At 68.7% G+C, this 13,008-nt stretch carries 6 protein-coding genes and 2 pseudogenes; 6 read left to right on the top strand and 2 right to left on the bottom strand.

Going from position 1 to position 13,008, the window contains the following annotated elements:
- Positions 1 to 9 precede the first annotated feature (9 nt).
- Together ABZ449_RS22590 and ABZ449_RS22585 are read left to right on the top strand one after the other, a co-directional pair.
- Positions 10 to 2,850 carry a DUF3962 domain-containing protein gene (locus ABZ449_RS22590; protein WP_360348618.1) on the top strand — a complete coding sequence of 947 codons (2,841 nt, stop codon included), beginning with the start codon at positions 10 to 12 and terminating at the stop codon, positions 2,848 to 2,850.
- A gap of 953 nt (positions 2,851 to 3,803) precedes the next feature.
- The gene (locus tag ABZ449_RS22585; RefSeq protein WP_360348615.1) at positions 3,804 to 3,992 is read left to right on the top strand and encodes an NADP-dependent oxidoreductase; all 189 of its coding nucleotides are present in this window, start codon (positions 3,804 to 3,806) and stop codon (positions 3,990 to 3,992) included.
- Between the two features lie 93 nt (positions 3,993 to 4,085).
- Here the strand turns inward: ABZ449_RS22585 and ABZ449_RS22580 are convergent.
- A pseudogene (locus tag ABZ449_RS22580) lies at positions 4,086 to 4,250 on the bottom strand (formate dehydrogenase); the annotation flags it as partial.
- Between the two features lie 628 nt (positions 4,251 to 4,878).
- On the opposite strand from ABZ449_RS22580, the gene ABZ449_RS22575 reads away from it, so the two are divergent.
- The 3 genes from ABZ449_RS22575 to ABZ449_RS22565 all read left to right on the top strand — a co-directional run bounded on the left by ABZ449_RS22575 (position 4,879) and on the right by ABZ449_RS22565 (position 11,057).
- Positions 4,879 to 5,514: a hypothetical protein gene (locus ABZ449_RS22575; RefSeq protein WP_360348613.1), complete on the top strand. Its 636-nt coding sequence runs from the start codon at positions 4,879 to 4,881 to the stop codon at positions 5,512 to 5,514.
- Positions 5,515 to 5,704: 190 nt separating this feature from the next.
- The gene (locus tag ABZ449_RS22570; RefSeq protein ID WP_360348610.1) at positions 5,705 to 7,933 is read left to right on the top strand and encodes a hypothetical protein; all 2,229 of its coding nucleotides are present in this window, start codon (positions 5,705 to 5,707) and stop codon (positions 7,931 to 7,933) included.
- A gap of 334 nt (positions 7,934 to 8,267) precedes the next feature.
- Positions 8,268 to 11,057 (top strand): hypothetical protein, encoded by a 2,790-nt coding sequence (locus ABZ449_RS22565; RefSeq protein ID WP_360348607.1) that lies wholly within the window; start codon positions 8,268 to 8,270, stop codon positions 11,055 to 11,057.
- A 146-nt stretch (positions 11,058 to 11,203) separates the two neighbouring features.
- Here the strand turns inward: ABZ449_RS22565 and ABZ449_RS22560 are convergent, their stop codons facing one another.
- Positions 11,204 to 12,733 (bottom strand): recombinase family protein, encoded by a 1,530-nt coding sequence (locus ABZ449_RS22560; RefSeq protein WP_360348603.1) that lies wholly within the window; start codon positions 12,731 to 12,733, stop codon positions 11,204 to 11,206.
- A 125-nt stretch (positions 12,734 to 12,858) separates the two neighbouring features.
- Here ABZ449_RS22560 and ABZ449_RS22555 point away from each other — a divergent pair.
- A pseudogene (locus tag ABZ449_RS22555) lies at positions 12,859 to 12,996 on the top strand (exodeoxyribonuclease III); the annotation flags it as partial.
- Positions 12,997 to 13,008: the final 12 nt, after the last annotated feature.

The following is a 13,008-nucleotide window of genomic DNA, read 5'->3' as shown; positions in this document are numbered from 1 at the left end:
GAGGACACCATGGAGTACCAGCGCATCAGGGCTGCCGCCTATCTACCCGTTCCCGGCCGGGAGCGCCTCGCCGTGCCCATGCACTGCCTCACCCTGCCCGCCGCGTGGGAAGAGCCACTGCTCGCACTCCGAGCCGGTGGCCGGCCGCAGCGGCGCGGCCCGCATCCCCGCCGGGTACCGACCAGGGAGATCAACCAGCTCCTCCGGGCAACCGCTCCCGAAATCGTGACGGTCGACGCCACCGCCACGTTCGGTGCCGAACGCCCATGGCTCTACTGCACGCAGGCCTATCCCCAGCCCGTGACCAACATGTTCGTCGCCGCCTGGCTGCGCAACCTCCAGCGCAACCCGGAGGACCCGGAGAGCGCCTCGCGACTGCTGGCCTGCTTCCACGACCTCGACACCGATTCCCTTCACTGGCAGGCACAGGCCGTCGACCTGCTCGAGCAGCGACCGTCCGGCAACGGCACCGCGAATCCCGCACCGCACGTCTACCGACTGCTGGCCGACCATCTCGCCGCCCGCATCGCGGCGCAGCCCCCATACGAGCACGGCGGAAAGCAGCTGGCGTTCCATCAGGTCGCCGGTCTCGGCGGAGCCCGGGGCGCCGGCAGCGGTGGCGCGGAGCTGATGTCGTGGCCGCCGATCGAGTACCGGACCAAGCGCGGCACCGGTACCCCCGCATACTACTCGGCCACTCTCCGAGTGACCGTCCGCACTGTCCCGTTCTCCCCCGTCCCCCGTGTCCACCTCAGTGCAGGGGTTCGCCGCTTCGTCAGCGGTCAAGTATGGCTTCCCTATCGCAAGGGAGCTTCGGTGTACCTGCTGCCGGACTCCTCCCTGGTGCCGAACGGACCCTCGTCCACGCGTTTCTCTGTCGCCACGCTCCAGTGGCGCAACGGCACCACGGAATGGCGCCAAGGCGGTGCCGGCGGCATGCTGGCTGCTGTCACGGCGCTCGACCAGATTCCCTCACCGGAGCGACTGGTGAAGGAGGCCGAGCACTGGATCAGCGGCCGCGACGGGATCCAGCTCGCAGTCGGTCACCAAACGGCCATGGGATCCCACTCGGTCCACGCCGGCCTCATGCCGAGCGAGCGCCGTCGAGTCGTCGAGTGGGCCGAACAGGCACTCCTTCCCGACCTCATGCCGGCCCCGTACCTCGAGCGCAGCCGGCTCGCCCGGCCGCCGAAGAAGCAGCTCCGTAAACTGCCGGCCATCCCGAAGAAGGAGACCTCGCCGGAGAAGCTCGCCGCCATCCTCGACACCCACGGCCAGATTTCGGCAGCCAACGCCGCGACCCGCCGCCGGGCGATGGCCGAGGCACTGCCCGACGCCGAACTCGTCGGACTGTTGCTCTACCAGTCGGACGGTCAACGCGACCGGCTGGTCGCCGCTGCCGAGAAGGGCCTCGGCCTGGTCGACGGGCGGGCCGAACACGGCCCGAGCAGCTGGACGTGGAAGACGCCTGAGCTCACGGTGCGGCTCCACGCTCGCCCGCTGGGCGCGCTCGGCGAACCGCTCGGCCGTGACCGCGTCCCGCGGATCGGCATCGAGCACGACGAGGCGATCGCGGACCGGCGGCGGCTGGTCGCCGCCGAGATGGCCGCGTTGCGGGAGCAGGTGCCCGGCGCCCAGCTCGCTATCGTCGAGCTGGAGGGCCTCGATGTGTACCGTGGGCCCCGGCGGCGTGCAGATCCGAAGCACGCGATCAGGCTGGGCTGCGCGGACGGCGGGTTGGTCACCCAGTTCATCCGACCGCTGGACACCGACGGCGACCCGGAAAAGGCGGCTGAGGAAGCCGCTCTTCGGGCCGAGGCTGCATGGGCGGACGCGCTCCGCCAGCTCGGCCTGCGGCTTGTTCCCCAGCACACCTTGGGCGAGCTGATCCCGGAGAGGCTGAACCAGGTCGCCTTCCACCTGGTCGAACGCCGGAGCGACGGGCCGACCGGCAAGCCGCAATTCACCCCGATCGCGGTGCTGCTCCGTCCCGGCGCCACCTGCGTCCTCGGCCGAAGCGCCGACATGCAGGAGTGGGTGCCCTACCCGGTACTGCTGAAGTCGCTCACCGGGCGAGTGCGGGCCGAAGAGCTGCGGAGTGAGACGGCCCAGTCAGCCCTCACGGCAGCGTTCATCAAGAACACGCTGTCCCGGCTGCGCAGCACCCCCACCCTGGTACTGGCCCACGCCCAGGACATCCGCAAGCGCTGGCCGTGGCTGCGGAACGACGGGCTGGAGCGAGACAAGCTCGGGCTCGACGGCGGTCCGACCCAGCGGATCGGCCTGTACGGCAAGGGGCTGCGGATCGTCCGGATCGCTGACGCCACCCGGGACGAAACGGCGCAGTGGTGGGCAGAACGGGAGGAGCTCACGGCAAACCTCGCCGGCCAACAGCGCGGCGGCATCGCCAAGGGGCTCTGGGTGCCGACGGAGCCCGACGCATCGGGCCGCGTCTTCTACAGCACGGCCGACAAGTCAAGTACGCAGACCGGTCTGACCAACGACGACGCCAAGCTGACCCCGCACGTCAACCCGAGTGGGCGGGATGCGTACCGCCCCACCGCGAACGCCTGGAACCCGAGCCTGCTGGAGTTCACCGTCGCCTGCCTGCAGCCGGGAGACGACGCCGAGGCGTGGGCGGCCTTCGTCCACCAGCAGCGGTTCAGCGAGGAGTATCGCGACGCACTCGGGCTGCCACTGGTCCTGCACCTGGCGAGACTTGCCGACCAGTACGCGCTCCCCCACGAAGCCGAAGACGACGTGGTAGACCCGACTCACGCCGCAGACCTGCTCCCCGAAGCGGTTGTGCCCACGGAACAGCTGCTCTTCGACTTCGATACCGACGACTAATCCAGGAGCGCCCCAGGGTCGCAACCGCACTCGGCGGGACCGGCCTGCCCACTATGCCAGAACACCGAAAACGGGTCGGGGTCGTCCTCTACCAGTAGCCGGCGTCCGGTCGGTACGGCGGGACGCCGGGGAGATCCCCCTTCACGAATTCTCCGCCCAGCCGTGAATCGGCCGGGACGTTCCATCCATTCACCCGGTGGCGGCCGGGACCGGGTACCGGCGCAAGGCCGTCACTCCTCTTGTGGCAGGACGAAGCGCAGCCGCATCGCGGTGCTGACGATCTGATAACCGGTCAGGCCGGACTCACTGAATGGGTTGGGCAGCGACGTGATCCTCCGGCGCTTGTGGTCGTTGACGTGAGAGACGTAGACAATCCGATACTCCGCGTCGGCGCCCTTGCAGGGGCTGGCGCCCAGGTCGTCGTCGCAACCAGGAACCCGGCCGCCACCGAGCCCATCCTCAGGGAGTTCCCCACCGCCGAGGCCGCCGCGCTTGACCTCGCCGACCTGCGATCCGTCCGGGCCTTCTGCGACGCTGGAGCGGCCCCGCCGCCGCGGTCGTCGCCAACGCGGGCGTGATGGCGCTGCCGGAGCGGCAGGTCAGCGCGCAGGGTTGAGAGATGCAGCTGGCGATCACCTACCTCGGCCACTTCGCGCTGGTCCACGGACTGCACGACGCCCCCCTGGGCCGCCGAGGAGCCGCGCGTCGCAGTCGTCAGTTCCGGGGCGCAGCGCCTGTACGGCTTCGACTTCGAAGACCCGCAGTTCGAGCGCCGCCCGTACGACCCCATGGCCGCCAACACGCAGTCGAAGACGGCCGACGTCCTGCTCGCCGTCGGGATCAGCCACCGCTGAACGGGGGACGGCATCGTCGCCAACTCCGGTGGGCCTGGCTGGATCCACACCAGCCTAACGCGCCACCTCAGCCGGGCCACCACGCAGGCGGTCGGCGCCATGGACGAGGAGGGGAACCTGCTGACTCCCGACTACTACAAGACTCCCGCGCAGGGGTCGGCCACCCGCGTCCTGCTGGCCGTCTCACCGCGGGTGAAGGGTGTCACTCGCCGCCACTTCGAGGACAACCGCGAGTCCGAAGTCATGCACGGAGGACACGAGTTCACCATGTCGGGCGTCGAGCGGTAGTCGATCGACCCGGTCGCTGCGGACAGGCTGTGGGACTACGCGCACGGCCAGTTCGCATAGTACTCCGCCCCCCGACGCGCGGAACGCCGCTGGTCACCGGTCATCCCGGTCAGCGGCGTTCCGTGCATCGTCGGGCTCGTCCTTGCTCACCCACCGGGGGTGGTTGCGATCGGCCCACTCGCGGCCCACGTACCTGGTCCGCATGCCGCGGCGCGCCTCGGGAGCCCGGCACGCCTTGCGGATGTGCCCCGCCAGCACCGCGGCGACGGCCGGCCTCGTCCGCCCCCTGGAGTTCTGCGGAGCCGCGCAGGAACAGGACCCGGGTTGCGCAGAGACCGTCACCGCGATCGTCGGCGGCAGCACCTTCGCCGCCTACTCAGGCTCGGCGGCCCCGCGCCAACCGATCGGCGGTGTACTCCTCCCCGCGCGCCGCACGGCCGGCGCGACCGACCTCGAGTTCGCCGCCGCTTTCCTCACTCCGGGGCGAGCAGGCCACGGTCGTTCACGTGGACAGGTGGACCACGCGACTCAAGTCTTCCTATAAATAGTTGAATTGACCGCGTGAAGGCAGTGGATCTAGCCTGGGCGTGTACGAGCCCTCCACGACCTAGTGACCGGCATTCGGCAGACGGCCGAACGCTACCCGGAAACTCTGACTGGCGGACCTCACAGACTCGTTGAGTCTCAGCAGGCCGTCGAGACAGGGCCCGGGGAGCCTGGTGGTGGGGAGACGCAGCACGTATCGCCCGAATCCGTGTGTCCGACCGTGTCTCAGCCCGGTTGGTCGATCAGTTCGAAGCGGTGCAGCCGCAGATCGTCCTGATCATGTTCGGATTCGAGCGAAAGGCCGGGAACCACCATCAACACCCATCAGTCGGTCGACCGTTTGTGGTACGTCGACGATTCCGGGATCCCCAAGACCGGCCTCGCGCTCTACACCGCGATTGGGGCTTCCCCCGCACTGGCCCCTGAGGTCTTAGCCGACTGGCAGAACATGCGCCACCGGTGGAACCACGAGCACAGCGTGCCAGTTGGTTTCGAGCTGCACGCGACCGACTTCCTCGGAGGGCGTGGCCGTCCGGGCGGGTTGAATCCCCGCAAGATCGAGCGGTACCGCATGGCCCAGGAGGCCCTCTCCGTGATCGGCTCCTGGCCCTCACTCGACATCGTGACGGTCTACGCCGAAGAGCCCTCGCACTGGGGGACGGCGAAGCGGCGGGCTTACGAGGGGCTGCTCCGTCGCCTGGACCGGCGGCTGGCCGAGATCGGTGAACCTGCTGGGCTGATCGTCGACGGGGACGGGACCGAGGGGCTCTACGAAGAGGTCCACCGGCTGGTGAACCCCCGGTGGATCCCACTGCCAGCCGCGCAGGCTCCGGCCGACACCTCGGAGTGGCTCCAGATGGCGGACCTGGTGGCACACGCCGCGTGCCAGTCGATTGCCAGGCAGGAGGCGAAGCGGATGATGTGGGGCTGGTTCGGCCGATACCTGCCGAAGGCCCTGGCTCCGGAACGGAGTTGACCGAGGGATCGGACAGGGCGGCGGTATGACGAGACCCCGGCCGTCGGCCGGGGTCCGTGAAAGCAGACCTGGCACGCGCACGGGGCGCGAGCCCTGACTGCGTTCCCAGTCTAACTGCCGAGGCAGTGGCCAGCCAGGGGAGCAATCGATGGAAATCAGTCAACTTTGACAGTCTCTTGAAAGGAAGAACATGTCTGACGTCAGCGAATCCCAGGTCATCGACGAGGAAGATAGCGACCACGGATCCAGTGTCGTGACACCGGCGAGCAACCCCGAGAGCATCTCGTTCCGCTTCGCGGGGGAGGAGTTCACGGTCTCGGGATTCGAGCGGACCCTGCCGACTCCCGCCACCGCGGGTGATCGTTCCGCACTGGTTCGAGCGGGTCTGGCAGCCGAGGGCGCTTCACTGGACGAGGACGGGTGGCACGTCGTGGCTCGTGCCGTCGTCTCCCCCGACACGGCGGCAGCCCAACTGCGCTCTTCCAAGGGGCAGGCGCCCGCATTGATCGAAGAACACGTGGAGGGGGCAACGCTCCGCTCGCTCCACGCCAGGGTATGGCTGACCGAACTGTTCCCGGGGCACCAGCCGCGGACCAGCCAGGGAGCACTGCCCGTGAACGATCCGGAGGTCCACGGCGATGTGGACGCGGACGGACGGCCGTACGCCCGTGTCATCTACCGCTACCGCGACCGCGATCATCTGCGGGACCACCTGACGCAGACGATCGAGCAGACTCGACACGCCAATCCGAATCCCTACGACCGGTCGATCCTGGCCCGGCGGATCACCCGTGCCGTCATCGCGCACCCGTGCCGGCTCGAGTTCGCCGACGGCAGCGAACACATCGACGTCCTCGCCGTACGCGACGGCATCACGCGTCTGACCAGTGCCTGGGCGCTGCTCACCGAAGGGGAAGCACCGTACGCCGACGAAATCGCCGCGACGGCTCTCAAGGTGCTGACCGCCGAGAAGCCCCAGCGACGCGGTGCCAGCGAGAAGGCGCTCAGCCAGCGCATGGCGCTCGGCCGGCAGGAGGCACTCGCCGGCTTCCTCGCCGAATTCCAGCGCGGAGTGAACGAGGCACAGCCGACGGACCGCGCGGTGCGCCTTGGCCAGACCCTTGTCCTGCCGGCCCAGGTCACGGTCGGTGTCCACCGGCACAGCTCGGCCGGGCTCTCCGCGGAGGAGGTCTTTGATGACGCGATCCGCTCCATCCTCGCCTCGATCCATGTCGAGTTCCGGCATTGGGACGCGGCAGCGCAGAACGTCGAGGTCGGCACCCGGGCGATCAGCCGCATCCGCCTTCCCGGGCTGCCGCAGCACAATCTCCTGGAGGAGATCATCGGGCTCGCGATCGGTCGCCGGAAGCCAGCGGAACTACCCGCCGTGTTCCAGAACAACCGCATTCCGGGCACAGCACTCTGGCGGGCCGTCTACCTGGTGAACTTCCTCACCCGGCCCGAGATCTTCGAGCAGGTCAAGCGGTTCGCCAAGGACATCAAGGGCACCAGCAAGATGAGGACGGCCGGGTACGCGGAACTCCTCGGGCCGGTCATCGACCTGCCCTGGCGCGGGTACAAGGCGGGATCGCTCCAACAAGCGCGGAACGCCTGGGCGAACGGCGGCGTGCTCACCAAGGGCGTCATGGGGAACTGGCAGCCGGTTCCCACGGCGGACTTCGCCGAACTCGTCCAACCCGCGTTGAACGGCAACGAGAGTGCGCGGCAGACCCTCGCGGTGGCCGGAGGGGTCGCGCTCATCACGGACAAACTCATCACGCGCAACGTCGGGTCGGCGGTGGGTCGGACGGTCCCGTTCCGCGCCAACGCGGACCAGATCATCGCCGGGCTCACGGAGTCCGAGGAGGGGTTGTGGACCCTGGCCTTCGCCGCCAAGGCCTTCGACCCGGAGCGGGAGTGCCTCAACGCCTTCACCGACACGCAGCTCCTCGGACGCAACACGGCCACGATGTACTCCGTCCCGGCGGTCGACCTCACGGCTGAGGACAAGATCCGCAAGGACGCGGGGGGTGTGGCCCCCGAAGCACTCAGCCAGTGGAGCATCGTGGTGCTCTCCGACCCGGGGAAGGCTCGCGAGGTCGAGGACGAGCAGAACTCGGAGAAGGAGAAGGCCAGCGCCGATCAGTCCATCCACGCCCAGTTGGCGGCCGAGCGGCGAGCCCTGCGCCATGCCGTGAACGACGCGCGGCAGGCCGTGAAGCGGCTGATGGCCCTCGCGGAAGCTCCTGAGGCACGGGCCACTACCTCGCACCCGTTCGGATCGTCCGAGGAGCAGAACCGCATCATCGACGAGGTACGCAAGTTGGGTGGCGACATCCTCGTGAACTCCCCGGCCGTGGATCGTCGAGATGACGAGGAGCACGAAGACGACGACGAGGAGTACGAGGACGTCGAGTAGCCAAGCCCGTCGGGACGGGTGGGGTGGGGGTGAAATTGACGGGGTGGGGTGAGGGGTGGGCTGCTCGGGCTCGCCGCGATCGCGGTAATCCTGATTACCGTCCAGGTAGGCGGCGCCCCGCTGCCCAACTCCACACTGGTTCGCACACGGCGTCACGACTCGGGCAACAGCGCTGACGGTCGGTCGGACCTGACGTATCCTCTGCCGCAAGCAAGCGACGGACCGATCGGGCGGTAACCCAGTGGCAGCAGTCGACAGTCGACGCGTACAGACGGCCGTCATCGGAGGCCCAGACTCGGACCGGCCCGTCATCGCCCCCGAGGAACCGCACAACTTGGACGAGTTCCGACGCCATTTCGGAACCGACCAGTTCTGGTGCGGCAGGCACCTGGGTGGCTGCGGCGAGAAGCTGATGACCAAACGGTACGAGTGGAAGGTCTGCCACTTCTCCCACTACCCGGACCGCGACGGCAGCAAGCCCACGTGCCACCGCAGCGCAACCGGCGTGGAAAGCGCCGACCACCTCTTCATCAAACGCGATGTGAAAGCCTGGCTGGCCGACCAGGGTCACCTGGCCCAGGCCGACCTCCGAAGCCTGGGCAACGGGCCCGGGGATGCAGTGGACTTCTGGCTGCGCGCCACCGAACAGCACCTGCGATTCGTGCTCCATCCCGGCGACTACCGCAGCTGGCGGCGAGCCGTGGAAAGCCTCGGCGCAAAGACCGGCCGGGTCGAATGGGTCTTCGGACGGGACGGCGTCGTAGTCAACGACATGGTGGCACGGCGCGGCTATGCCCTGCGGGTCCGCTGCGAGACACGGGGAACCGACCGCCGCGTCCTGATCGGGCTGGTGACCGCCAGTACCGGGGCCATCCCGTGGGCGCCCCTGGAGTCGTGCCGGATGACCAGCGAGGGCCTGATTCCCCCCGCACTGGAAACATTGCGAGCCGAGGGCTCACTGCCCACCCGCGGTGTGGGACAGACCCCGTTCCCGGCGAGTCTGCCACTCCGGGGCGCGGAGGTCGTCTTCGCGGTCGACACGGCCGCGACTCCCCCGGCCGCTTCGCACTTCACCGTGCCCGGCCGTTACCTGATCGGGGCGTTCGTGAAAGCAGCCGCGAGCCGGATCGTCCGCTCCTACGTCTCGCTGCCCGATGCCGTGCCGACACCCACCGAGCAGTACGTCTACCGGCTCAACGGGGTGGCCCGGTTGCTGGTTGACGACCTCGACGCCTCCGGCGGAAACACCGGCTGGGCCGTCCGTGCCGACGGCGTCACCTGCCTGTCCGGGCTGGAAGCAGAACGAACCGGTCTCTGGCGCCCCGAGGTCGCACTGGAGGACCCTGCCCCCGCCCTCCCGCTGGCCCCGGCCGCGCCGAAGGCGGCACCAACCCGGGTCGAGACCACACCCGACTATGCCCCGCGCAGCCGGCTGGCGGAACTCCTCCGACAGGCGCTGATCGAGGTCGCCCGAACGGGAGAGACCACCTCATGGGAGGAACTCTCTCAGCGGGCCAACTTCGATCTGTCACACCTGCCCGACCCAAAGCGGCGGTCCCTCCTGGTCGAGGTCGACCGACCGCTGCCCCCGGGCCGAGCCCCGCTGTGCGTCCTGGTCCAAGGCCGGTCCGGACGCGTCCTCCCCTACCTGCGAACCGTGCTGCGCCAGCTCGACGCGGAGATACCAGTGGCGGAAGCCGCCTTTCAGCGCTGGTGCGAGCAGGCCGTCCGAGCGGCCCACGACCACTACCGGATCGCACCGCCCTCAGCCGCCGTACCGCACTCCCGGGTCGATGACGCGGAACCGTCGAGGATCCGGGAGCTACGACGGGTACTACGCGAGGCCCAGGACCTCCAGCCCCGCACCCAGGGCAGACGGGCGGAACGACTGGCCACCGCGGTCCAGCAGGCGGAACGACAACTGCACAACTTCGAGACAGCCCGTGCTGGGGGCAGCCTCGTGCTGCCCAGTCCCGCTCTCCTCGAAGAATTCGCCCGGGTGCTCGGGCACACCGTCCAGGCACGGCTGGCGACCGCCCGCCCCAATCCGACCCGATCCGCAGGAACCACGGTCACCGGCCGGGCGGGCGCCCCCGGCTCGGGGAGCCACCCGACCCGACCCGACAGCCGCGCTATCGAGGTGGCACGCACCACCAAAGCCGAGAACGCCGACCGGCCCGCACTCATCGCCAAGGCTGGAGACGCCGCAGGAGTGCGGCAAGTCGGAATCCCGGCCGCCCGCCAGGCGGAGCATCCCTCGCCCGGCCACGCCGCACGGGCCGATGACCTGGTGTCCCGTTTCGCGGGGGCCAAGGCCGCGGACGACGTATCTGCCGCAACCGAGATCCGCGAGGAGGCGGTGCGTGTCCTCGGCGCCCCCGGGGTGCCGGGCTCGACGGCCAGAACGCTTCGGCGGCTGCTGAGGGACCTACACAAGTGGATCAGTTCGCGCGAGGCGGACGACATCCTGGCCCGCATCCACGGCTTGCTGGAGAACGCCCGCCGGGCTGGCGAGAACGGGGACTCACTTGCCCTGCGCAGCGATCTCGCCCACGCCAAGATCCTCCGGCGCAAGCTCGTTGGTGGTGTCTCTAAGGATCTTCAGGAGCTGTTCGAGATCTGCTTTCGGCTGCAGGCCACTGTGGCGGGACCGACCTCCCCGCGCCCGGAACCCACCGGCTCGACGCCGCCGGCTGCCGCCACCACGGCGACCAGGGAAGTGAGCGTAACGGCCGAGGCGCCCTCCGGGGAAGTGACACAACGTCATGCCCTGACGCGAGCCGCGCTCAGCGAACTCGCGGGGGCCGTGGGGCACGTTCTCCGTGATGTCGCCCGTCACCAATCCACCATCACCTGGTCGGGAATCAGCCGCCGGTTGAATCGCGACCTGCCCTGGTTGCGGGGATCGGAGCAGCGTGAGCTGCTCATCCGCGTCGACGGTGACACGCCAGCTGGCGAGCCGTTGCTGTCCGCCCTTGTCGTCGCGGGTGACCACGCCCCGACGGGGGTCTACCGCGAGGTCGCGGCTGCGCTCGGCAGGGAGCTGCCGCACCCGCAGAACGGACTCCAACAGCACTGGCAGATGGACGTCCTGCGGCTGCACTCGCTGTGGCGTCACCGCTGAGCCGACAGCAACATGCACCTCACAAAGGCTCACTCGCACGTGCCTCATTTCTGCCGCTGTCCCCACGCTCCGCTGCCGCTGCCGCTGCCCAGCCTCACGTCTGATCATGAGACAGCCAATATGGAGAAGGATCCAGACCACCCAAGCTATGCCGGGCTTCCGGTGCACTCCAGTTTCGCTATTCGTGCTTCGAGTTCGGCGGGTAGGTACCAGCCCTCGATAGTGGGTGTCATGTAGAGGCGGGCCTTGAGGCCGAGGAGGAGTTGGCGACGGTGTTCCTGGTCGGCCTGAGCCCAGGCGTCGGCGAAGGTCTGGCCGGTCTCGACCTCGACCCAGGCGGAGGGGCGTTGTGGGAGGGCGGCGAGGCGGCGGCGTTCGTCGACGAGGACTTCGAGGGCTTCCGAGTACTCGTCGTCGCCGCCGGGGTAGTCGAACAGGTTGCGGCGCTTCTCCTCGCGCAAGTCCTTCATGGCCTGGGTGACGTGGTTGAGCTGCTCGGTGTGATCCTCGCCGGGGATAAACCTGCGCACCGTCATCGCCAGCCCGGCCAAGCGCTCCACCAGAGCGGTGATCGCGGCGGTGACGCGCTCGCCCTTGACGGACTGGCCCTTGCAGGCGGGCTTGCCGGCCGTCTTCGCACACCGGTAGTACTCGTAGACCTTGCCGTTCTTGGCGAGGTTCACCTGCCGGTAGAACCGGTCGCCGCAGCGGTCGCAGTGCGCCACGCCGAGCCAGGGCGAGGCTCCGTTCGAGCGCTCCTTCGTGACCGACCGCTCGTCCATCGCCGCCTGGATCGCGGCCCATTCCTCCTCGGTGAAGAGGGGCTTGGCCATCCGGATCGGCAGGCCCTTGGCGTCGCGGGCGATCTTGCGGGCCTTCACGGAGCGTCCGGTCAGTTTCAGGCCCATCGTCGCCGGCGAGCGCAGGATCTTGCCCACGCTGGTGGGATTCCAATGGTTCGACGGCGGCGTCTTGCGCTTGCTCGTGTAGCTGTCGCCCTGGTTCTTGTACGCGTGGGTCGCCGGTGTGTCGAAGCCGGCGGCTTCCAGGGCCGTGGCGATCATCCACTGACTCTGCCCCTCCAGCAGGAGCTTGCCCATGTACCGCACGGCCTCGGACGTCACCGGGTCCGGTTCGAGTGTGCGGCCGCCGCCGGGACGGTCGACGATCCGGTACCCGTACGGCGGCTGCCCGCCCGCCCACCGGTCCGTCTTGCGCAGGTGCTTGTGCGCAGCGGTGACGCGGGCCTTGATCCGCTTGAGCTCCATCTCCGCGAAGATCGACGCCAGCATCAGGAAAGTCTTGGCCAGCTCGTTCCCGAACGACGACTCGCGGCCCTCGCGGTAGTCCAGGGTGATGCCGTCGTCGGTGAAGACCAGGACCTTGTGGTTCTCCTCCGCCCAGTGCGCCACGTCCGCACAGTCCTTCGCGGACCGGAACGCCCGGTCCACCTTGGCCCACACCATGGCATCCCACTCGCCCTGCCGCTCGGTCAGCCATGGCCCCAGGTCTGGACGCTTCCACGGCGTGATCTGAGCGGAGACGTCCAGGTCCTCGAAGGACCCGACGATCTCCCACGCCTTCGAGACCGCATGCCGGGTCGCCGACTCTGCCTGGACCAGGTGCGAGACCTTGCCTTCGTCCCCGTGCGTGTCCGAGACACGCGAACCCACCACCGCCCGAACCGGCGCCGAAGCCGTCATGATGCTCACAGGAGGTCCCCTACCGCCCAGGCCAGCAGACACCCTCGAACACTTCACACTCGAACGGGTGGACCTTTTTCGAAAAGGTGTCGTTCCGCTGGAGGATCGACCTAATTACCTCTACTGGAAACCTCGCCAAGAAATGCATCGAGGCCTACGTTGAACGGCCAGCCTCTCACGCCGAGCGCTGGAGCGACCACGCGCCCGTCACCGCAGTGTTCAATATGGAAAAATGATCGACATCACAC

Origin of the sequence: Kitasatospora sp. NPDC005856, assembly GCF_040629945.1 — a bacterium.
Classification (GTDB): domain Bacteria; phylum Actinomycetota; class Actinomycetes; order Streptomycetales; family Streptomycetaceae; genus Kitasatospora.
The sequence above is the reverse complement of the archived record's forward strand: the minus strand, read 5'-3'. Positions and strand labels throughout refer to the sequence as shown.